Origin of the sequence: Sphingobium sp., from assembly GCF_003248505.1 — a bacterium.
Taxonomy (GTDB): domain Bacteria; phylum Pseudomonadota; class Alphaproteobacteria; order Sphingomonadales; family Sphingomonadaceae; genus Sphingobium.
Genome location: NZ_QFOA01000008.1, coordinates 70,489 through 91,733, shown reverse-complemented (window position 1 = coordinate 91,733; position 21,245 = coordinate 70,489). Strand labels below are relative to the sequence as shown.

Below are 21,245 nucleotides of genomic sequence, written 5' to 3'. Positions count from 1 at the left end.
GACGATGCCCGCCTCGTCGAGGTTGCGCAGCGCTTCCTCGCCGACATTGGGGATATCGCGGGTGATGTCCTCCGGCCCCAGCTTGGTGTCGCGGGCCATGACTTCGAACTCCTCGATGTGGATCGAGGTGAAGACGTCATCCTTCACGATCCGCTCGGAGATCAGGATGGAGTCCTCGTAGTTGTAGCCGTTCCAGGGCATGAATGCGACGAGCGTGTTGCGGCCCAGCGCCAGTTCGCCGAACTCGGTCGACGGACCGTCGGCGATCACGTCGCCCGCTTCGATCAGGTCGCCCACCTTCACCAGCGGACGCTGGTTGATGCAGGTATCCTGGTTCGACCGCTGGAACTTCTGGAGCGTATAGATATCGACGCCCGACTGGCCGGGCTCGACATCGCCGGTCGCGCGGATGACGATACGGGTCGCGTCGACCTGATCGACGATGCCCGCCCGCTTGGCGGCGATGGCGGCGCCCGAGTCGCGCGCGACCGTGCCTTCCATGCCGGTGCCCACGAACGGGGCTTCGGCCTGGACCAGCGGCACTGCCTGACGCTGCATGTTGGAACCCATCAGCGCGCGGTTGGCGTCGTCGTTTTCCAGGAAGGGAATGAGCGACGCCGCGACCGACACCAGCTGCTTGGGGCTGACGTCCATCAGGGTGATGTGGTCCCTCGGCGACATCAGGAACTCGCCCGCTTCACGCGCGGAGATGAGGTCCTCGGTGAAGCTGCCGTCCGCGTTCACTTCGGCGTTAGCCTGCGCGATCGTGTGCTTGGCCTCTTCCATGGCGGACAGGTAGACGACGTCGTTCGTCACCTTGTGGTCCACCACCTTGCGGTAGGGCGTTTCGATGAAGCCATATTTGTTGACGCGGCTGAAGGTGGCGAGGCTGTTGATCAGGCCGATGTTCGGCCCTTCGGGCGTTTCGATCGGGCAGATGCGGCCATAGTGCGTCGGGTGAACGTCGCGGACCTCGAATCCCGCGCGCTCGCGGGTCAGACCGCCCGGCCCGAGTGCGGACACGCGGCGCTTGTGCGTCACTTCCGACAGCGGGTTGGTCTGGTCCATGAACTGCGAGAGCTGGCTGGAGCCGAAGAACTCACGCACCGCGGCCACGGCGGGCTTGGCATTGATGAGGTCGTTGGGCATCACGGTCGACACGTCGACCGACGACATGCGCTCCTTGACCGCGCGTTCCATGCGCAGCAGGCCGACGCGATACTGGTTTTCCAGCAGTTCGCCGACCGAACGCACCCGGCGGTTGCCGAGATTGTCGATATCGTCGATCTCGCCCTTGCCATCCTTCAGGTTCACCAGTTCCTTGACCACGGCGAGGATATCCTCGGTCCGCAGCGTGGTGACGGTGTCCTCCGCGTCCAGTTCGAGACGCATGTTCATCTTCACGCGACCCACGGCCGACAGGTCGTAGCGTTCGGGATCGAAGAACAGCCCCGCGAACAGCGCTTCGGCGGTTTCCTTCGTCGGCGGCTCGCCGGGGCGCATGACGCGGTAGATGTCGGCCAGCGCCTGGTCGCGGTCCTCGGCCTTGTCGGCCTTCAGCGTGTTGCGGATCCAGGGGCCGGTGGACACATGGTCGATGTCGAGCAGTTCGAGACGGTCGATGCCCGCCTTGTCCAGCTTCTCCAGATTTTCGGGGCTGACCTCGTCGCCGGCCTCGATGTAGATTTCGCCTGTCGCCTCGTTGATGAGGTCATAGGCGCTGTAGCGGCCATAGACTTCGTCGGTCGGGATAAGCAGCGTTTCAAGACCGTCCTTCTCGGCCTTGTTGGCGGCGCGAGGGCTGATCTTGTGACCGGCGGCGAACACGACTTCGCCCGACTTGGCGTCGACGATGTCGAAGGCGGGCTTCATGCCGCGCCATGCTTCGGCAAGATAGGGGATCTGCCATCCGCCTTCGCCGCGCAGATACGTGACCTTGTTATAGAACTGGGCCAGAATGTCCTCGGCGGTGAGGCCGAGCGCATAGAGCAGCGCCGTCACCGGCAGCTTGCGCTTGCGGTCGATGCGGACGTTGACGATATCCTTGGCGTCGAATTCGAAGTCCAGCCACGAACCGCGATAGGGAATGACGCGCGCGGCGAACAGATATTTGCCCGACGCGTGGGTCTTGCCGCGGTCATGATCGAACAGCACGCCCGGCGAACGGTGCATCTGGCTGACGATCACGCGCTCGGTGCCGTTGACGATGAAGGTGCCGTTGCCGGTCATGAGCGGCATGTCGCCCATGTACACATCCTGCTCCTTGATATCGAGCACGGAGCGGGTTTCGGTGTCGGCGTCGACTTCGAACACGATGAGGCGCAGCGTCACGCGCATCGGCGCTGCGTAGGTGATGCCGCGCTGACGGCATTCCTCGACGTCGTACTTGGGGTCTTCCAGCTCGTAATGGACGAAGTCCATTTCGGCGGTGCCCGCGAAATCGCGGATCGGGAAAACGCTGCGCAGCGTCTTTTCCAGGCCGGAAACATAGCCGATCGACGGATCGGACCGCAGGAACTGCTCGTAGCTCTCCCTCTGGACCTCGATCAGGTTCGGCATCTGCACCACTTCGTGGATGTCGCCGAACACCTTGCGGATGCGCTTCTTCGCGCCGGTGTTGCTGATGGGGGGGAGAGCTTTGGTCGCCATGCGTTCCTGCCTGTAACGGTTCGTCGTGTTTTTCCGCATCGCAACGGAAATTCAGTCGGCTTGCGGCGTTATGACAGGCGATTCGGGCCGGTCATTCCACGCAAAAAAGTGCGGGCCGGGACTGTCCGATCCGCACTGGCAGCGATTGTTCACCCGCCTGAAAACCGCCCAATCCCGCCGGTTCCGCACGCTAGCCGGATCCGGTCCCCGGGCGATCCGGGGGACGATCCCGTCCGCCGGATGTCGGCGATGGGATCGATTTCCTGATCGGATATAGGGCCGATATCCTATTTTGTGAAGGGGCATTGGTGCGTGCCCATCCCGACCGCACCGATCGCCAGCGTCGCATAGGTCATCGCGATGTCCGCCGCGTTGCCCGCTCACCGACTGTCGCGCCGCCCCGGTCAGGGTGCGGACGCGTTGGTTGCCATGTCGGGCGGTGCGATCCTTACCGTCTCGAACCGCTCCTTGCGCCGCACGCCCGACAGTGCGGCATCGCTGGCCGGGGCAGGGGATGGGGCAGGCGGCACCGCCACCGGCACGCGCTGTCGCATGCAGTCGCTACGGATCGCGCGCGGCGTCCTGGCGCAATTCCAGAGCGCCCGTTGCAAGCCGCTCGCCGTGTCGTGAATGTAGGAAAAGCGCATCGCCGCCATGTCCGCCAGCGTCAGCGGCACCTGCCTTGGCGCTTCGCCTGCGGTCCAGCCCATGATCCGGCACTGCGTCCGCCCGGCGCAGAAGGTCCGCGCCAGTTCGGGCCAGCGGTCCGGCGCGCTGCCGCGCGGCAGTTCGACCAGGAAGCTGCGCGCATCCGCGACGGAGATCAGCTTTACGCCCGCTATGCTCTTGCCCAGCGCATCCATGCCGACTCTCTCGGGATGTGCGGCAAGCGCGCTTGCGCCTTCGGTCAGCGGCAGGAAGGGCGCGCCTGGAACTCCGGCGCGATGCGCCATCGACAGCATCGCGATCTTCGCCACCACCGGCTCGCCCGGCGCTCGTCCGAAGCGAAAGGCAGGCGGCGTCCCCCACCATCCGCGCCATCGGAAGAAGAGGTGCGTGCCCACCGCCGCGATCTTGTCCAGGCTGTCGCTCCAATAGGGGACGACCCAGTCGGTGTGATAATGGGTGGCGTATCCGACCGGCTTGAACACCTTGCCGGCGAGCGCCGCGCGGGCGATGTCGCGCGCGCGATCCCATGCGGCGGCGGCGGGAATGCGGGCCAGCGCCCCGTCGCAGGCGAAGGTGAACTGACATCCCGTGCGCCGTTCCTGCCCCTGGAACACGACCCCGCACACCGTCTTGGGGAAAGCGGGATGCCGCACGCGATTGAGCACCACCTGCGCCACTGCCTGCTCGCCCACTGCGTCGTCGCCCGCCTCGTAGAGTTGCGCTGCCGCCAGGCAGCCGGTCGCGCGGGCGAGATCGCTCTCATCCCCTGCGAACACGAAAGGCCGCGCCGCCGGGTTGGGTCCGGTCGAAAAGGGGATTTTCGCGTTGAACGCCCGCGCTTCGTCCGCGTCCAGCGCGAACACCCGCACCGGCTCGACGGGCGGGGGCGCAATCCGCGGCGCGCGCAGCCTTGCCCGTGCCGCCACTGCGGCAAAGGGCCTTTCGGCATGGGAGCTGCGCGGACGGCTTTCCCACGCTGCAACCGCCATCGGCAGACCGACGAGGATCAGTGCCCACACCAGCCACATGACCGCATGTGGCCGGTCGGGAGTTTCGCTTGGCGTCATCGTCGGTCGCTGTGCCGCCTTATTCCGGCAGGAAGTCGGGCACGGACAGATAACGCTCGCCCGTATCGTAGTTGAAGCCCAGCACCCGGCTGCCTGCGGGCAGTTCCTTCAGCTTTTGCGCGATGCCGGCCAGCGTCGCGCCGGACGATATGCCCACCAGCATCCCTTCCTCCCGCGCCGCGCGCCGCGCATAGTCCTTGGCGTCGGCGGGATCGACCTGGATCACGCCGTCGAGCAGCTGGGTGTGGAGGTTCGCCGGGACGAAGCCCGCGCCGATGCCCTGGATCGGGTGCGGGCCGGGCTGGCCGCCGCTGATGACGGGGGACAGCGTGGGTTCGACCGCAAAGACCTTGAGGTCGGGCCAGGCTTTCTTGAGCACCTGCGCCGTCCCGGTGATATGGCCGCCGGTGCCGACCCCGGTCACCAGCGCGTCGATGGGCGCGTCGCCGAAGTCGGTCAGGATTTCGACTGCGGTCGTGTGGACATGCACGTCGATATTGGCCGGATTTTCGAACTGCTGGGGCATCCAGCTGCCGGGCGTCTGGCTCACCAGCTCCAGGGCGCGCTCGATCGCGCCCTTCATGCCTTTTTCGCGCGGGGTGAGGTCGAACGTCGCGCCATAGGCAAGCATCAGCCTGCGCCGTTCGATCGACATGCTCTCGGGCATCACCAGCACCAGCCGGTAACCCTTCACCGCCGCCACCATGGCCAGGCCAACGCCTGTATTGCCCGATGTCGGTTCGATGATGGTGCCGCCGGGCTTGAGGTCGCCCGAAGCCTCCGCCGCCTCGATCATGGCGAGCGCGATGCGATCCTTGATCGACCCGCCCGGGTTCGACCGTTCCGACTTGATCCATACTTCTGCGTCGCCGAACAGGCGCTGGATGCGGATATGCGGGGTGTTGCCGATGGTTTCGAGTATCGAGGCAGCTTTCACGACTGTTTCTCCTGATGGATGTCCGCTCGCCCGATGTCGGGTGGATCGAAACTATGTGCAAGCCGCAGCTCTGGAAAGAGCCGCGCCCAGAAAAGGGTGATGACGATCGCGCCGATCCCGCCGCCGATCACCGCCGCGACCGGCCCGACCAATGCCGCCAGAAACCCGCTTTCCGCCTCGCCCAGTTCGTTCGACGCGGAAATGGTGAGCTGCGAGAGACTCGACACGCGCCCCCGCATCGCATCGGGCGTATGGATCTGGACCAGCGACTGGCGCACGAACACCGACACCATGTCCGCCCCGCCCAGCACGATCAGCGACCCGATGCCCACGCTCTCCGCGATGGACCGTGGCAGGAATGCGGTGCAGCCGAAGGCGATGGTGGCAAGGCCGAACAGGATGACGGCGGCCAGCATCTTCAATCCCACCTGCGTCTTCATCGGTCGGATCGAAAACCACAGCGCCATCAACGCTGCGCCGATGCCGGGCGACGCGGCCAGATGCCCCAGCCCCTCCGACCCCACATGCAGGATGTCGCGGGCATAGACCGGCAGCAGCGCCGTCGCGCCCGCCAGCAGTACCGCGAACAGGTCGAGCGTGATCGTCGCCAGCACCAGCCGGTTGCCCTTCACATAGGCAAAGCCGTCGATCATCTGCCGGATCGGATGGCGGCTGGTGTCGCGTGCGGCCTGCGGCACCTTGCCGATGAACAGCATGGCGATCAGCGCGATCGCAAACAGGCTCCCCGCCAGCGCATAGGCGCCCCAGGGCGTTGCGGCATAGGCATATCCGCCGACCGCGGGGCCTGCGATCATGCCCGTCTGCCAGGCGACGCTGGAAATCGCGATCGCGTTGGGCAGCACCTCGACCGGCACCAGATTGGGGGCGAGCGCGCCATAGGCCGGGCCGTTGAACGCGCGCGCAATCCCCACGGCGACGGCGATGCAGAAGATCAGCGGCAGGCTGACCCAGCCTTCGAAGGTGGCGTAGGCGAGCAGCGCCGCCGCGCCCGTCAGCAGGCTCAGCGTCACCCGCGTGATCTTGCGCCGGTCGAAATGGTCCGCCACCCATCCCGTCACCGGCGTCAGAAAGAACAGCGGCAGGAACTGCGCCAGTCCGATGAGGCCGAGCTGGGCCGAAGCGCCCGCCGTCGTCATCGTCTCCCGCGCGATGTTGTAGGCTTGCCAGCCCAGCACGATCATCATGCTGTATTGCGCCAGCACGGCGGCGAACCGCCCCACCAGATAGGCCCGGAAATTGCCGAAGGTCAGCGGGTGGCGCGGCGCGGTGGATGTGCTCATCGCCGACCGCCTTAGCCGCCGGACCCGCCGTCAGGCAACGGGTAAGCGAAGCGACGGCTTGCCAGGACGGGCGCTCTCGGGCTAATGGGGGCACATTCGCAAGGACCCGGTGAAATTCCGGGTGGCTATTCCGGCCGCCGATCCGCCGGACAACATCACACATGCTCCGTTTTGAAAGCGCCGCCGGGCGCCATGTGCCTTGTTGTGGAATTTCCATGTCTATCGATCTTACATCCTATCGCCGCCAGTGGTTCATCGACGGGGCGGCGGCCCGTCGCGACATGTTGGCGGGGGTCGTCGTCGCGCTCGCCCTCATTCCCGAAGCGATCGGCTTTTCGGTCATCGCGGGCGTCGATCCGCGCGTCGGCCTCTATGCGTCGGTCGCCATCGCCATCGCCATATCCTTCCTCGGCGGACGGCCCGGCATGATCTCCGCCGCGACCGCCGCCGTCGCGGTGCTGGTGATCCCGCTCGTGCGCGACCATGGCGTCGACTATCTCTTCGCCGCGACGATCCTCATGGGCCTCATCCAGATCGTGGCGGGCCTGCTGCGGCTCGACCTCGTGATGCAGTTCGTGTCCCGGTCGGTCATCACCGGCTTCGTCAACGCGCTCGCCATCCTCATCTTCATGGCGCAATTGCCGCAACTGACGAACGTCGGGTGGCAAACCTATGCGATGGTGGCCGCCGGTCTTGCCATCATCTACGGCGTGCCACGCGTGACGAAGGCGGTGCCTTCGCCGCTGGTGGCCATCCTCGTGCTCAGCATCGTCAGCATCGCCCTCGGCCTGCCCGTCAACACCGTGGGCGACATGGGTAAACTGCCCGAGGGCCTTCCCTCGCTGACGCTGCCCCATGTGCCGCTGACGCTCGATACCCTTCGCATCATCCTGCCCTATTCGGTGACGATGGCGGCGGTCGGTCTGCTGGAATCGCTGCTTACCGCGCAGATCGTCGACGACATGACCGACACCGACAGCGACAAGCGCCGCGAATGCGCGGGGCAGGGCGGCGCCAACATCGTGTCCGCCTTTCTCGGCGGCATGGGGGGATGCGCGATGATCGGCCAGTCGGTGATCAACGTGACCTCGGGCGGACGCACCCGGCTGTCGACCTTCGTGGCCGGCGCCTTCCTCCTGTTCCTGCTTGCGGTGCTCGGCCCCTATGTCGGGCGCGTGCCGATGCCTGCGCTGGTCGCGGTCATGATCATGGTGTCGATCGGCACCTTCAGCTGGAACTCCATCCCCAACCTGCGTCGTCATCCCCCGACATCTTCGGTGGTGATGCTGACCACGGTGGTGGTGGTCGTCGCGACGCATGACCTGTCGCTCGGCGTGCTGGCGGGCGTCATCCTGTCCGGCATTTTCTTTGCCGGGAAAGTGCAGCGCATGGTTTCGGTCGAACGCGACGGAGCGGGCGAGGGCGGCCATGCGACCTATCGGGTGACCGGCGAACTTTTCTTCGCTTCGGTCGAACGCTTCACCCGCGCTTTTGCGGGAGAGGAAAGTGCAAGCCACGTGGTGATCGACGTCAGCGCCGCGCATTTCTGGGACATATCGGCGGTCGGCGCGCTCGACCGCATCGTCGCCCGCCTGCGCCGCGACGGGCGTGAGGTGGAGGTCGTCGGTTATAATCGCGCCAGCGCAGCCATCGTCGACAAGTTCGCGCTGCACGACAAGACCGGCGTGGAACTGGGCATCGCACCGCACTGAAACGATGCGCGAACGGTTATGGAAGCAGCGACGAAAACAGCGTTCCGGCTGTCCACGTCGCTGTCTCTTTATTTGAACAAACCGCTCAGGATTCCCCGCACCAGCTTGCCCGCAATCCCGCCGGACGACGACCGGCGGCTCGACCCGCCGAACATCGCCCGGCCCAGTTCGTTCGCGACCTGACGCCCGACCGATGACGCGGCGGAGCGGGTGGCGGACTGCACTGCCTTTTCCAGCGTGCCGGGTTTGGCCGCTTCCCGCGCCGCCGCCGCATCGCGTCGCGCCTGCTCCTTCAGTTCGGCCTCGCGCTGCCGGGCTTCGACCTTCGCCTGCGTCGCCGCGGCCTTGTCGGCCTCCGCCTTCGCCTTGGAAGCCTGTGCGGCGGCGGCTGCGGCCTGTCCCCGCGCGGCGAGGATTTCCTCCGCCGACTCCCGATCCACCGCCTCGTCATATTTGCCCGCGCAGGGCGAGATTGACTGGACGATCGCGCGCTCCTTCGGCTCCAGCGGTCCCAGCCGCGACCGGGGCGGTGCGATCAGCGTGCGTTGCACGACGCCGGGCGATCCGTCCTCCTGCAACAACGACACCAGCGCTTCGCCGACCTTCAACTCGGTGATTGCGGTCGCGACATTCAGCTCCGGATTGATACGGAATGTCTCCGCCGCCGCCTTGATCGCCTTCTGGTCGCGCGGGGTGAAGGCGCGCAGCGCGTGCTGCACCCGGTTGCCGAGCTGCCCTGCGACATTCTCGGGAATGTCGATCGGGTTCTGCGTCACGAAATAGACGCCCACCCCCTTGGACCGGATCAGCCGCACCACCTGCTCGATCTTGTCGGTCAGGGCCTTGGGCGCGTCGTCGAACAGCAGATGCGCCTCGTCGAAGAAGAAGACCAGCACCGGCTTGTCGGGATCGCCGACCTCGGGCAGCGTCGCGAACAGTTCAGACAGCAACCACAGCAGGAATGTCGCATAAAGCTTCGGACTCTGCATCAGCCGGTCCGCAGCCAGCACATTGATATAGCCGCGCCCCTTTTCATCGAGCTTCAGCATATCGTGGATGTCGAGCGCGGGTTCGCCGAAGAAATGGTCCCCGCCCTGGCTTTCGAGTTGCAACAACTGCCGCTGGATCGCTCCGACGCTCGCCTTCGTCACATTGCCGTATCGGGCCGACAGCGTATCGGCATTCTCCGCGCAATAAGCGAGCATCGCCTGAAGATCGCCGAGGTCGAGCAGCAGCAGCCCCTCCTCGTCCGCATATTTGAAGGCGATGGAGAGCACGCCTTCCTGCGTTTCATTGAGGTCCATCAGCCGCGACAGCAGCAGCGGTCCCATCTCGCTCACCGTCGTGCGGACGGGGTGACCCTGCTGCCCGTACAGGTCCCAGAAAATCGCGGGATTGTCGGCATAGGCATAATCGGAAACGCCCACTTCCGCCGCGCGCGCCACCAGCTTGTCCGCATTCTTCGCGGTGGGGGACCCGGCCATGGCAATCCCCGCAAGGTCGCCCTTCACGTCGGCGAGGAACACCGGCACGCCGAGCGCGGAAAAGCTTTCGGCGATCCCCTGCAACGTCACCGTCTTGCCGGTGCCGGTCGCCCCCGCGATCAGACCGTGTCGGTTGGCGCGACGCAGGTTCAGATATTGGGGAATGCCGCCGTCCTTGTCCGGCGCGCCCAGACCGATGAAGATATCCCCGCTCATCCCTCGACATCCTTTCTGAACAAAAAAGGACCCGTTCGCCCCGAGCCGCCGACGCTTCGGCAAAGGCTCGGCCCGAACGGGTCCTTGCATGGCGTCCCGATCCTAGCGAACCGGGCGCGGGCGGCAAGCGCCGCTTATTTGTCGCGCAGACGCACCGGCAGGAAGATCGGCTGCTGCCCGCGACGCAGCACCTGGAGCAGCACGGCGGTACGGCCCTGCGCCGCGACTGCCTTCACCTGCGCGTCAAGTTCCGCCTGGCTCGCGACCGGGCGGTTATTGGCGCTGATGATGACGTCGCCGCGCCGCAGGCCCTTCGCGCCCGCATCGGTCGATCCGTCGACTGCGGTGATGACGATGCCGCGCGTGTCCGCCGCTACGCCGAGCTGGCGAATGATCGAGGGGGTCAGCGGGATTGCCGAGATACCGAGCGCCTGCTGCGCCGCCTGACCCGGGTTCTGATCCTGCTGGCTGAAGTCGTCGTCATCCTGCTGCTGCGCAAAGCTGTTGAGTTCGTCCTCGGTCGGCCGCTCTCCCACGACGGCCGTTACCGTCTGGCGCTGGCCGTTGCGGAGAAGGACGATAGGCACACGCGAACCTATCGGCTGGCTCGCGACGATGGACGACAGATTCTGGTCGGGGCTGACTTCCTGGCCCGCGACGCTGACGATCACGTCGCCCGCCTTGATGCCCGCCTTCTCCGCGCCCTTGCCCGGCTCGACGCCCTGCACGAACTCGCCGCGGTTCTTCGCAAGCCCCAGCGAATCGGCGAGATCCTCCCCGAGCGGGCTGATCTGCACGCCCAGATAGCCGCGCTTGATCGACTGGCCCTTCATCAGCTGCTGGACGATGGGCGCGGCCTGTTCGGAAGGAATGGCAAAGCCGATGCCGACATTGCCGCCGGAAGGCGACAGGATCTGGCTGTTGATGCCGATCACATTGCCGCGCATGTCGAACATCGGGCCGCCGCTGTTGCCCTGGTTGATCGACGCGTCGGTCTGGATGAACTTGTCGTATGTGCCGCCGGTGCCGCGATGCAGCGCGGAGATGATCCCCGCCGTCACCGTGCCCGACAGGGCGAAGGGGTTGCCGATTGCGACGACCCAGTCGCCCACGCGCGCCTTGGTGCTGTCGCCGAACTTGACGAAGGGCAGCGGCTTGTTCGACACGATCTTCAGGACCGCAAGGTCGGTCGCGGCATCGCGGCCCACCAGCTTGGCAGTATATTCTTCCTTGTTGGTCAGCGTGACCGTGATCTGCTCGACGCTCGCGCCCTCCGCGCCCGCCGACACCACATGGTTGTTGGTGACGATATAGCCGTCGGACGAGATGATGAAGCCCGATCCCAGCGACTGCGCCTGCCGCGTCTGCGGCTGGCCCTGACCCATGCCGAACATTTCGCCGAAGGGGGTGCCGGCGAAGGGGTTCTGCACCTTCACCCGCTGCTTGGTCGAAATGTTGACGACGGCGGGCTGGAGCTTCTCGACCATGTCGGCAAGGCTGGCGGGCGCACCGGCGGGCGCTGCGGCCTGAAGCCCTTCATTCTGCGCGACCTGCGCGCCGACGTTGGAAGCGGTGGTGACGGCAATGGCGGTGCCGCCGAGCAGCAGGGCGCCGGTAATGGCATAAGCGTAACGCACTCGTGACGGTCCTTTTCAGATCTTGGGGAATGACAGGGCGGGACTCTTCTCTTCTGATCCTGTAAATGCGCCGCCTTGCCTTAACCCTCTTTGAATGACGCTGGTTCCGTAATGATCCGGGGCGGCGTTCAGCGCCGTCCCTGGAATTGTTTCAGGAACTCGTTGTCGGGCGAAAGGATGATGTTCGTCTGCCCGGTCCGGTCGGGCGAGAAGGTATAGCGATAGCTCTGCATGGCCCGGTAGAAGTCGTAGAATTGCGGGTCCTTGCCATAGCTTTCGGCATAGATGCGCGCCGCGTTGGCGTCCGCTTCGGCGCGGATGATCTGTGCCTGCTTCGCGCCCTGCGCCCGGATGGTCAGCGCTTCCTGCTCGCGCGCGGTGCGCATCCGCGTGAACGCGCTTTCCAGCGGGGTGCCGTCGGGCAGGTCGGCGCGCTTGATCCGCACATCGACGATCTCTGCGCCATATTGGCGGGCGACGCGGTTGAGGCCGGTTTCGATATTCTGCATCACCTGCCCCCGCTCGGGGCTGAGCAGCGCGGCGAAGGGCCGCTTGCCCAGTTCGTTGCGCAGCGCCGACCCCAGGATCGGGCGGAGCGCGTCGGACACGCGTTCCTCGCTCCCCGCGGCGATGTACATGCGCAGCGGATCGACGATGCGATAGCGGGCGAAGGCGTCGACCTGAAGCCGCAGCTGATCGGTCGAAAGCACCTGCTGCCGCTCCATTTCGACCGACAGAACCCGCTTGTCGATCCAGACGATCTGGTCGACGAAGGGCACGCGCATGATGATGCCGGCGCCGGTGTTGCCGAAGCTTTCGTTCGCGCGGTAGCGGTTGATGATCGCCTTGGGATCGCCGAAGCGGACCACGACGCCCTGTTTGGTTTCGGGCACGATGGCGATGGTGCTGCCCAGCAGGATCAGCGCGAACAGCGCGATCAGCGCCAGCGCGACGGGATGACGTGCGATGCCCATCAGCGGTTCCCCTCGCTTGCGGCGCTGTCCGCCGGGGCGGCCTGCGCGCGCTTCTTGAGTTCGGGCAGCGGCAGATAGGGCGTCACATTGTTTCCTTCGACGATGGTCTTGTCGACGTTCGACAGCACGCCTTCCATGGTTTCATAATACATGCGCCGCCGCGTGACTTCGGGCGACAGCCGGTATTGCTCGTACACCTTGTCGAAGGCGGCGGCTTCGCCCTGCGCCTTGGCCGTCACCTGCTGGGCGGCGGCGCGCGCCTCGTTGAGGTAGGTCTGCGCGGTCTGCTGCGCCGCGGACACCGCCTTGAACGCATCATTGACGGCGGTTGGCGGATCGGCCTGCTTGATCGCGACGCCCTGGATACGGATGCCCGATTTATAGCCGTCGAGAATGTCCTGCATCCGCTGTTCGACCTGCTGCTCGATGCTGGTGCGGCCAGCGCCCAGCGCGTCGTCCAGGCTGACGCTCGCCAGCACGGCGCGCATTGCGCTTTCGGCGACTTCGCGCACGGTCGCGTCGGGGTCCGAAAGCTGGAACAGGTAGAGTTCGGGATTGCGGATGTTCCAACGCACCGAATAGGCGAGGTCGATGATGTTCTGGTCGCCGGTCAGCACCAGATTTTCCGCCTCCGCGCTGACCGATCCGATGTCGATCGTGCGGATTTCCTCGACATCCACGGTCGTCACCGCCTCGAACGGGGCGGGGAGCGTCAGGCTGATGCCGGGGGTCAGGGTCCGGCTGTATTTGCCGAGCAGCGTGACGACGCCGCGTTCCTGCGGACCGACGCGATGGAAACTGGTCAGCACCAGCCACAGCACCACGATGATGCCGATGGCGATCGGCCACAGTGCCTTGCCGGACGCGCGCGGGGGCATTCCGCCGAACCCGCCCCCGCCATTGCCGCCGTTGTTGCCGAAGCTTTCGCGCCCGCGCCGCAGCAGTTCCTCGATCGCGGAGGGGCCTTTCTGCGGGCCGCCGGGGCGACCGGGTTGGGTCCACGGATTGCGCGGGCCGCTGTCGCCGCCTGTCTTGCCGTCTCCATCCGGTCCGTCACTCTTGCCCCCCCAGGGGCCTTGGACCATCGCTGCGATCGCGGGTATCCACCCGAATTTTCCTGTCATGGCATCTTGTATAGGTAGATGGCGTTCCGAAAAACAGTGCCCATGGCCGCGATAATTTCCTAGAGGGTCCCGCCATGACCGATCTTGCCGATTTTGCCGCCCGCCTTTCCGCCCTCACCGACGGACGCGCCAGCGCCCCGCGCGTGAAGGACGGCGTGATGACGCTGGTCCTCGACGTGGCGGGCCTCAGCGCCCGGCAGCGCGAAGGGCTGGTCGCCGCGATCCGCGAGGGCGGCCTTACCGTTCCCGGCATCGGCGACGTACGCATCGTCGAAACGGCGGAGCGCAAGGCGCTGCGCATCCTCGCGGTCGCGTCGGGCAAGGGCGGGGTGGGCAAGTCGACCCTGTCGGCCAACCTCGCCGTCGCCCTGCACCGCCTGGGCGTGAAAGTCGGGCTTGTCGACGCCGACATCTACGGTCCCTCGCAGGCGAAGCTCATGGGGAGCGAGGACCGCAAGCCCGTCGCCCACGACAAGAAGCTCGTGCCCGTCAGCGGCGTGTGCGACATCCCGATGCTGTCGATGGCGCACCTCGTGGAGCCGGGGAAGGCGCTCGCCTGGCGCGGGCCGATGGCGGGCAATGCGCTCGGACAGCTCATCGACGCCGACTGGGGAGAGGTCGAACTGCTGGTCGTCGACATGCCTCCCGGCACCGGCGACATTCAGCTGTCGATGGTGCAGAAGCACAAGCCTGCCGGTGCCGTCATCGTCTCCACGCCGCAGGACCTCGCCCTCATCGACGCGACCCGTGCGGTCAGCCTGTTCGATCAGGCGGGCGTGCCCATCGTGGGCGTCGTGGAAAATATGGCGGGCTATGCCTGTCCCCATTGCGGCGAAATCTCCGACCCTTTCGGCCAGGGCGGGGCGGAGAATGCGGCGGGCGACATGTCCGCGCCCTTCCTGGGGCGCATCCCGCTCGCCATCGACATCCGCCGCCGCTCCGACGCGGGCGATCCTCCGGCGGTGGGGGAGGGCCCCCATGCCGACGCCTTCATGGCCGTCGCGCGCAAGGTCGCGGAATGGCTGAAGGCCAACTGAAAAGGGCGTCGCCGTCCTGCCTGCGGTGAATCGGCATCGGCCGGTCCGATATCGAGCATTGCCCGGCGCTTGATCCGCGCACCGGTGCCGCTATCGCTTGTGCCCCGTTGTCGGCGTCCCATCTTGTGTGGGAAGGAGACACGTCATGCCCCTTACCGTAGCGCAGGATATCGCCGCCCTGCTGGACGAAACCCGCACCGTCGCGCTCGTCGGCATATCCGACCGGCCCGACCGGCCCAGCTATTCGGTCATGGCCTTTCTTCAGCACCATGGCTACCGCGTCCTGCCGGTGAACCCGCAACTGGCGGGCGAGCATGTGCACGGCGAATTCGTCTGGGGCCGTCTGTCCGACATCGGCGTGCCCATCGACATGGTCGACATCTTCCGCCGCAGCGAAGCGGCTGGCGATGCGGTGGACGACGCGATTGCGGCGGGCGCCAAGTCGGTCTGGATGCAGATCGGCGTGGTTAACGAAGCTGCCGCCGCCCGCGCCGAAGCCGCCGGGCTCAAGGTCGTGATGGATCGCTGCCCGGCGATCGAAATTCCGCGTTTGGGCGTCACGCCGATTTCGCCGCAATAGCGCTAGGCATCGCCGCCGCCCGCCTCTATCAGTCCTCCCATGGGGCGTTTACCGCGAAAGCGCACGGCAGGGCCGGGTGCGACAGGGACAAAGGGTATCGACCGCCGCAGCCTGCTGATCGGCGGCGGCGCGGTGGCTGGACTGCTGGTCGCATGGGGCGTGTGGCCGCGCAATTATCGACCCAATCTCAACGCCGGGCCGGACGAAACCGTGTTCGACGCTTTTCTCAAGATCGACCGGTCGGGGCAGGTGATCGTCGTGGTGCCGCAGACCGAAATGGGGCAGGGCGTCACGACCTTGCTGCCGCAGATCGTCGCCGACGAACTGGGCGCCGACTGGCGCACGGTGGCGGTGCAAAGCGCACCCATCGGCCCGCTCTACGCGAACACGCTACTGGCAAAGGACTGGCTCGCGAGCGACTGGACGCGCCTTTTGGGCGGGGCGGGGGACTGGGCGATCGATCAATATGCGATCCGCAGCGCGCTGATGCTGACGGGCGGCGGCACCTCGGTCCCTATGTTTCACGACGCGTGCCGCGATGCGGGGGCGGCGGCGCGGGTTCTGCTGTGCAAGGCGGCGGCAGCGCGCTGGGCAATTCCGTGGGAAAGCTGCGACATTCAGGACGGCCTTATCACCGATGGGGCCGACCGCCGCATGAAGATCGGCGACGTGGCGGGCGAGGCGACCGGCTTCGATCTGCCTGCGATCCTCCCCTATCGCCAGGGGCAGGACGGTCGCCTGTCGGGCCAGGACTTGCCCCGCCTCGACACCCCGTCCAAGATTGACGGTAGCCATAATTTCGCCGCCGACATCCGCCTGCCCGACATGGTCTTCGCCTCGATCCGGCAGGGGCCTATCGGTGACGCGACCCTCGCGGGTCTCGACGAGCGGGCGCCCGCCCGCGTCACCGGCTTCCTGAAACTCGTCAAGCAGGAGCGCTGGGTCGCGGCGGTGGCGAGCAACTGGTGGGCGGCGAACAAGGCGCTCGACCTTGCCGATCCGGTCTTCACCCTGCGCGGCAAGCCCGTGGACAGCGACGGGATCGACGCCGCACTCGAAGCGGCTTTCTCCGGCAGTGCGGGCCAGCGCCTTTATGCGCAGGGCGATCTCCTTCCGGTGTTCGATAAGGCGACCATTCTTGCCAGCGAATATCAGGTCGACGCCGGGATGCACCTCGCACTCGAACCGCCCTGCGCCACAGCGCGCGTGACGGCGCAGGGGGCGGAGGTCTGGATGGCGACACAGGCCCCCGGCCTTGCCCGCACCGCCATCGCCGACGCGCTTGGCCTGCCTGCCGATGCGGTCACGCTTTATCCGCTGCACGCGGGCGGATCGTTCGGGCGGGCGATGGACTGGGACGCGGGCGTCCAGGCCGCTTTGCTCTCAAAGGATATGGGCCGCCCGGTGCAGCTTCTCTGGTCGCGGGCGGAAGATGTGATCCAGGATCGCCCCACCGCTCCGGCCCGTGCGCGCATGGCCGCCAAGCTCGGGCGCAACGGCGCGATCGAAGGCTGGCAGGCGAAGGTCGCTGCACCCTGCGCCATGACGCAGACATGGGCTCGCATCGCCGACCGCAAGACCCCTGCGCAGGCCGCCGCCGGGGCTGCCGACGCCGCCTCGCGGCTTGCCGTCGCGGGCATGGCGCTGCCCTATGCCGTTCCCAACTGGGCGGTCGATCACTATCCGGCGGATGTCGGCTTGGCCCTTGGCTTCGCGCCCGGCAATGCGCGGCTGCACGGGGCGTTCTTCACCGAATGCTTCATCGACGAACTCGCCCATCTCGCCAAGATCGAGGCGCTGTCCTTCCGCATCCAGATGCTGGGCGGCAATCCGCGTCTCGCCCATTGCCTGTCCACCGCCGCCGCGATGGGTGGGTGGCAGGGCGGCATCGCCGGCAGCGGGCAGGGGATCGCCGCGCATATGGGCGGCGGGGCCTATGGCGCGGTGATGGTGGAGGCGGAAATGGCCGGAGCGCGCGTCAACGTCAGTCGCATCGTCGCCGCCATCGATGCGGGCGACGCCGTCAATCCCGACATCGTGCGCCAGCAAGTCGAACGCGGCCTGCTCTACGGCCTGGCATATGCCACCGGCGCATCGGTGCCCTATGCGAAGGGCCTTCCCACCCGCGCGATCCTCGGCCGCATGGGCCTGCCCCGCCTTGGCGATGTGGGCGAAGTCACCGTCGAACTCATCCGCAGCACCGCGCCGCCGGTGGGCGTGGTGGACGTGGCCGCGCCGCTGGTCGCGCCCGCCATCGCCAACGCCCTGTACACATGGACAGGGCAAAGGCTGCGCTCGCTTCCCCTAGGAGCCGTGGCATGACCCTTCCCCCCGGACATCCCGCCATCCCCGCACCGCGTGTGGGTGTGCTCCTCATCAACCTCGGCACGCCCGACGGTCCCGATCCCGGGTCGGTGAAGCGTTACCTCGCCGAATTTCTCTCAGACCCTCGCGTGGTCGAAATACCCAGGCTCATATGGCAGCCGATCCTGCGCGGCGTGATCCTCACGACGCGCCCCAAAAAGTCCGCCCACGCCTATGCGCAGGTGTGGACGGACAGGGGATCGCCGCTCGCCTTCCACACGCGCGACACGGCCTTCGGCGTGCAGCAGGCGCTGGGCCAGGGGGTGCTGGTCGACTGGGCGATGCGCTACGGCAACCCCTCCATCGCCTCGCGCCTCGCCGCGATGAAGCAGGCCGGGTGCGAGCGTATCCTGCTGGCGCCGCTCTATCCCCAATATAGCGGCGCGACGACCGCTACCGCCAACGATGCCGCCTTCGCCGCCTTGGGGGCGATGCGCTGGCAGCCCGCCATCCGCACCTTGCCGCCCTATCATGACGATCCCGCCTATATCGCCGCGCTCAGGGCGTCGATCGAAGGTCACCTCGCCGCACTCGACTTCACGCCCGACGCGCTGCTGGCCAGCTTCCACGGGATGCCCGAACGCACGCTGCATCTGGGCGATCCCTATCATTGCCAGTCGGTCAAGACCGTCCGCCTGCTGCGCGAGGCATTGCCGCTGCCTGTGCATATGAGCTTCCAGTCCCGCTTCGGGCGCGCCAAATGGCTGGAGCCGGAAACCGAATCGACCCTTGCCAGACTGGTGGACGAAGGTGTCCGGAACGTTGCTGTCGTGACACCGGGTTTTGCCGCCGACTGCCTTGAAACGCTGGAAGAGATCGCGCTGCGGGCCAGGGATGCCTTTTTGGCGAAGGGCGGGGAGAAATTCGCCTATTTACCCTGTTTAAATGCGACGGGCGAAGCTATCACTCTGTACGAGAGGCTGCTGGGCCGAGAACTGTCGGGTTGGACGGACTGACCCTGTTTCCAGAAAGAGGATGCGCATATGTCGAGAGTTGCGATCGTGACGGGTGGTACGCGGGGCATCGGCGAAGCGATCAGCCTGGCGCTCACGGAGATGGGCTATACCGTCGCTGCCAACTATGGCGGGAATGAGGAAAGAGCCAAGGCCTTTACCGACCGTACCGGCATCGCGACCTATCGGTGGGACGTGGGCGATCACCAGGCCTGCCTCGACGGTTGCGCGCAGGTGGCGCAGGATCTGGGGCCGATCGATATCGTCGTCAACAATGCCGGCATCACCCGCGACGGCGTGCTCGCCAATATGAGCTTCGACGACTGGAACGAAGTCATGCGGATCAACCTCGGCGGTTGCTTCAACATGGCCAAGGCGACCTTCGGCGGGATGCGCGAGCGGGGCTGGGGCCGCATCGTCAATATCGGGTCGATCAACGGGCAGGCGGGCCAATATGGGCAGGTGAACTATGCCGCCGCCAAATCGGGCATCCATGGTTTTACCAAGGCATTGGCGCAGGAAGGCGCGAAAAGCGGCGTGACCGTCAACGCCATCGCTCCCGGCTATGTCGACACCGACATGGTCGCCGCCGTTCCGTCCGCCGTGCTGGAAAAGATCGTGGCCAAGATTCCTGTCGGTCGTTTGGGCCAGGCGCATGAAATCGCACGCGGCGTTGCCTTTCTTTGCAGCGAGGATGGCGGCTTCGTGACGGGAAGCACGCTGTCGATCAACGGCGGCCAGCATATGTATTGATGGGGGAGGGCGGCTCCGACATGGCGTCCGCGCCGCCCTTCGCGCCACCGGTCAAGCGCAGTGTCACCATCGCCGGACACCAGACTGCGATCAGTCTGGAGCCGATCTTCTGGGACGCGCTGCGCCGGGCTGCGGCGGACGAGCAACTGCCGATCAATGCCCTGATCGCCCGGATCGACTCCGCCCGGCTGGCGGCATCCTCCACCCCCAATCTGGCGAGCGCGATACGCTGCTGGCTATTCGCCCGGGCAGGCAGGAAAAACTCTGATTAAATAGCGCAATTGATTCGCATTAGTGTTGGCGTTATGGCGGCGGCGAAGGGAGGCAGGCCATGCTTCAAGTCGCAAGCCGCGCGTTAGACGACGACCGGACCGATCCGTTCGAGCCCATCGAACAGGTGAAGCCTCGGCGCGCTTTTTCGTCTGCGCCGCCCGCCGCCGCCCGCTACGGGTCGGATGCACGCCCGAACCTGCTGGCGATCCTCTCGATCGTCCTTGCCCATGGGCTTCTCCTCGCCCTGTTCCTCCAGGTCCGCAACGATGTGCAAAGGCGACAGGACGCCAAGCTCACGGTCGTCAACCTGACGCCGCCGTCCCCTCCGCCGCCTGCTGCCGATACGCCCCCGCCCCCCGCGCAGCCGGAGGTCGCGGCTCCCGCGCCGATGGTGCGGACACCCGTTGCCGTCACGCCGCAAGTGCAGACCACGCCCGTTCCGGTCGCGGTCGCCGCAACGCCCGCCGCCGCCCCGCCGTCGCCCGCGCCGGTCGCTTCGCCCCCGGCGCCGCCCGCGCCCCCCGCCATCGTGCAGGCGAGCGACCTCGGCGCGCAGATGGTGTCGGGCAAGCCGCCCCGCTATCCGATCGAAAGCCGCCGCAAGCGCGAGCAGGGCACCGTCTCGCTCGCGCTGGTGCTCGACCTCGACGGATCGGTCGAGAGCATCGGCATCGCGCAAAGCAGCGGCTTTACCCGTCTCGACGATGCGGCCCGCGATGCGGTCAGGGGATGGCGCTGGAAGCCTACCCTGCGCGGCGGCCAGCCGGTGCGGGTGCGCGGCACCGTGGACATTCCCTTCGTGCTGAAATCGGGCGCGGCCTGACCCCATGCTGATCGCCATTCCCGACCTGCTCGACGCGGCGGGCGTCGCGGCCATTCGCGCGCTTATCGATGCGGCGGACTGGGTGGACGGCAATGTCACGTCGGGCCCACAGTCCGCGCTCGCCAAGCGCAACTTGCAGTTGCCGGAGGACTGCGCCGCCGCGCGCCAGGCGGGGCAGATGGTGCTGGATGCGCTCGGTCGGTCGCCGCTCTTCATCGCCGCCGCGTTGCCGCTCAGGATATTTCCGCCGCTCTTCAACAGCTATGCGGGCGGGCAGGCGTTCGGCGTCCATGTCGACAATGCCGTGCGCGTCCAGTCCGGGACCGGATTTCGCGTCCGCTCCGACCTTTCCATGACGCTGTTCCTCGAACAGCCGGACGCCTATGACGGCGGTGAACTCACCATCGAAACCCATTTCGGCGTCCAGCAGGTGAAGCTGCCTGCAGGCCATGCGGTGCTCTACCCATCGTCCTCGCTGCACCGGGTCGAACCGGTGACGCGCGGTCGCCGCGTCGCCAGCTTCTTCTGGCTCCAGTCGATGGTGCGCGACGATGCGGCGCGGCAGATGCTGTTCGATCTGGACCGCGCGGTGCAGGGCGTCGCCGCGCAACTGGGGCAGGACCATGCCGAAGTCATCCGCCTGACCGGCGTCTATCACAATCTCCTGCGCCGCTGGGCCGACGCCTGAGCGC

The 21,245-nt window shown here is 66.5% G+C and carries 17 protein-coding genes and 1 other annotated feature; of the genes, 9 read left to right on the top strand and 8 right to left on the bottom strand.

Features of this window, described 5'->3' with window-relative positions; all coding sequences use genetic code 11:
* From rpoB to DI606_RS05675, 4 genes are all read right to left on the bottom strand, one after another.
* A partial coding sequence (rpoB, locus tag DI606_RS05690) for a DNA-directed RNA polymerase subunit beta (RefSeq protein WP_293980479.1) occupies positions 1–2,649 on the bottom strand: 2,649 nt, incomplete at its 3' end.
* A gap of 404 nt (positions 2,650–3,053) precedes the next feature.
* The gene (locus tag DI606_RS05685) at positions 3,054–4,385 is read right to left on the bottom strand and encodes a cell wall hydrolase (protein ID WP_293980477.1); all 1,332 of its coding nucleotides are present in this window, start codon (positions 4,383–4,385) and stop codon (positions 3,054–3,056) included.
* 19 nt (positions 4,386–4,404) lie between these two features.
* Positions 4,405–5,322 carry a cysteine synthase A gene (cysK, locus tag DI606_RS05680; protein ID WP_293980475.1) on the bottom strand — a complete coding sequence of 306 codons (918 nt, stop codon included), beginning with the start codon at positions 5,320–5,322 and terminating at the stop codon, positions 4,405–4,407.
* The gene (locus tag DI606_RS05675) at positions 5,319–6,623 is read right to left on the bottom strand and encodes an MFS transporter (protein ID WP_293980474.1); all 1,305 of its coding nucleotides are present in this window, start codon (positions 6,621–6,623) and stop codon (positions 5,319–5,321) included. The genes cysK and DI606_RS05675 overlap by 4 nt, the downstream gene beginning before the upstream one ends.
* A gap of 99 nt (positions 6,624–6,722) precedes the next feature.
* Positions 6,723–6,778: a sequence feature (sul1 is cis-regulatory element that is thought to sense ions involved in sulfur or methionine metabolism; They are found in Alphaproteobacteria), on the top strand.
* A 60-nt stretch (positions 6,779–6,838) separates the two neighbouring features.
* Between DI606_RS05675 and DI606_RS05670 the strand changes: the two genes are divergently transcribed.
* Entirely contained in the window at positions 6,839–8,335 is a 1,497-nt protein-coding gene (locus DI606_RS05670) for a SulP family inorganic anion transporter (protein ID WP_293980472.1), read from the top strand.
* A 68-nt stretch (positions 8,336–8,403) separates the two neighbouring features.
* Here DI606_RS05670 and DI606_RS05665 read toward each other — a convergent pair whose 3' ends face one another.
* The 4 genes from DI606_RS05665 to hflK form a co-directional block, all read right to left on the bottom strand.
* Positions 8,404–10,035, bottom strand: coding sequence for a helicase HerA-like domain-containing protein (locus DI606_RS05665; protein ID WP_293980470.1), 1,632 nt, complete (start codon positions 10,033–10,035; stop codon positions 8,404–8,406).
* 134 nt (positions 10,036–10,169) lie between these two features.
* Positions 10,170–11,672, bottom strand: a complete 1,503-nt coding sequence (locus DI606_RS05660) for a Do family serine endopeptidase (protein ID WP_293980468.1) — start codon at positions 11,670–11,672, stop codon at positions 10,170–10,172.
* Positions 11,673–11,800: 128 nt separating this feature from the next.
* Positions 11,801–12,646, bottom strand: a complete 846-nt coding sequence (gene hflC / locus DI606_RS05655; RefSeq protein ID WP_293980466.1) for a protease modulator HflC — start codon at positions 12,644–12,646, stop codon at positions 11,801–11,803.
* Complete coding sequence (gene hflK, locus DI606_RS05650) at positions 12,646–13,770, bottom strand: FtsH protease activity modulator HflK (RefSeq protein ID WP_293980464.1); 1,125 nt, start codon at positions 13,768–13,770, stop codon at positions 12,646–12,648. Before hflK ends, hflC begins: the two co-directional genes overlap by 1 nt.
* A 74-nt stretch (positions 13,771–13,844) precedes the next feature.
* Here hflK and DI606_RS05645 point away from each other — a divergent pair, with 74 nt between their 5' ends.
* The 8 genes from DI606_RS05645 to DI606_RS05610 all read left to right on the top strand — a co-directional run bounded on the left by DI606_RS05645 (position 13,845) and on the right by DI606_RS05610 (position 21,241).
* Positions 13,845–14,807 carry an Mrp/NBP35 family ATP-binding protein gene (locus DI606_RS05645; RefSeq protein ID WP_293980462.1) on the top strand — a complete coding sequence of 321 codons (963 nt, stop codon included), beginning with the start codon at positions 13,845–13,847 and terminating at the stop codon, positions 14,805–14,807.
* 145 nt (positions 14,808–14,952) lie between these two features.
* Complete coding sequence (locus DI606_RS05640) at positions 14,953–15,387, top strand: CoA-binding protein (protein ID WP_293980460.1); 435 nt, start codon at positions 14,953–14,955, stop codon at positions 15,385–15,387.
* A gap of 39 nt (positions 15,388–15,426) precedes the next feature.
* Positions 15,427–17,709, top strand: a complete 2,283-nt coding sequence (locus tag DI606_RS05635) for a molybdopterin cofactor-binding domain-containing protein (protein ID WP_293980458.1) — start codon at positions 15,427–15,429, stop codon at positions 17,707–17,709.
* A complete protein-coding gene (gene hemH / locus DI606_RS05630; RefSeq protein ID WP_293980456.1) occupies positions 17,706–18,707 on the top strand; it encodes a ferrochelatase in 1,002 nt (333 codons plus the stop codon). Before DI606_RS05635 ends, hemH begins: the two co-directional genes overlap by 4 nt.
* A gap of 27 nt (positions 18,708–18,734) precedes the next feature.
* Positions 18,735–19,457, top strand: coding sequence for an acetoacetyl-CoA reductase (gene phbB / locus DI606_RS05625; RefSeq protein ID WP_293980454.1), 723 nt, complete (start codon positions 18,735–18,737; stop codon positions 19,455–19,457).
* A complete protein-coding gene (locus tag DI606_RS05620; RefSeq protein WP_293980452.1) occupies positions 19,457–19,729 on the top strand; it encodes a ribbon-helix-helix domain-containing protein in 273 nt (90 codons plus the stop codon). The genes phbB and DI606_RS05620 overlap by 1 nt, the downstream gene beginning before the upstream one ends.
* 59 nt (positions 19,730–19,788) lie before the next feature.
* Positions 19,789–20,553: an energy transducer TonB gene (locus DI606_RS05615; RefSeq protein WP_293980450.1), complete on the top strand. Its 765-nt coding sequence runs from the start codon at positions 19,789–19,791 to the stop codon at positions 20,551–20,553.
* Between the two features lie 4 nt (positions 20,554–20,557).
* Positions 20,558–21,241, top strand: a complete 684-nt coding sequence (locus DI606_RS05610) for a Fe2+-dependent dioxygenase (RefSeq protein WP_293980448.1) — start codon at positions 20,558–20,560, stop codon at positions 21,239–21,241.
* The last annotated feature ends 4 nt before the right edge of the window (positions 21,242–21,245 follow it).

What these genes read in the sequence shown, in the direction of transcription:
- DI606_RS05685 (WP_293980477.1), bottom strand. Translation starts at nt 4,385, where the DNA reads ATGACGCCAAGCGAAACTCCCGACCGGCCACATGCGGTCATGTGGCTG.
- DI606_RS05675 (WP_293980474.1), bottom strand. Translation starts at nt 6,623, where the DNA reads ATGAGCACATCCACCGCGCCGCGCCACCCGCTGACCTTCGGCAATTTC.
- DI606_RS05670 (WP_293980472.1), top strand. Translation starts at nt 6,839, where the DNA reads ATGTCTATCGATCTTACATCCTATCGCCGCCAGTGGTTCATCGACGGG.
- DI606_RS05665 (WP_293980470.1), bottom strand. Translation starts at nt 10,035, where the DNA reads ATGAGCGGGGATATCTTCATCGGTCTGGGCGCGCCGGACAAGGACGGC.
- hflC (WP_293980466.1), bottom strand. Translation starts at nt 12,646, where the DNA reads ATGGGCATCGCACGTCATCCCGTCGCGCTGGCGCTGATCGCGCTGTTC.
- hflK (WP_293980464.1), bottom strand. Translation starts at nt 13,770, where the DNA reads ATGACAGGAAAATTCGGGTGGATACCCGCGATCGCAGCGATGGTCCAA.
- DI606_RS05645 (WP_293980462.1), top strand. Translation starts at nt 13,845, where the DNA reads ATGACCGATCTTGCCGATTTTGCCGCCCGCCTTTCCGCCCTCACCGAC.
- DI606_RS05640 (WP_293980460.1), top strand. Translation starts at nt 14,953, where the DNA reads ATGCCCCTTACCGTAGCGCAGGATATCGCCGCCCTGCTGGACGAAACC.
- DI606_RS05635 (WP_293980458.1), top strand. Translation starts at nt 15,427, where the DNA reads ATGGGGCGTTTACCGCGAAAGCGCACGGCAGGGCCGGGTGCGACAGGG.
- hemH (WP_293980456.1), top strand. Translation starts at nt 17,706, where the DNA reads ATGACCCTTCCCCCCGGACATCCCGCCATCCCCGCACCGCGTGTGGGT.
- phbB (WP_293980454.1), top strand. Translation starts at nt 18,735, where the DNA reads ATGTCGAGAGTTGCGATCGTGACGGGTGGTACGCGGGGCATCGGCGAA.
- DI606_RS05620 (WP_293980452.1), top strand. Translation starts at nt 19,457, where the DNA reads ATGGGGGAGGGCGGCTCCGACATGGCGTCCGCGCCGCCCTTCGCGCCA.
- DI606_RS05615 (WP_293980450.1), top strand. Translation starts at nt 19,789, where the DNA reads ATGCTTCAAGTCGCAAGCCGCGCGTTAGACGACGACCGGACCGATCCG.
- DI606_RS05610 (WP_293980448.1), top strand. Translation starts at nt 20,558, where the DNA reads ATGCTGATCGCCATTCCCGACCTGCTCGACGCGGCGGGCGTCGCGGCC.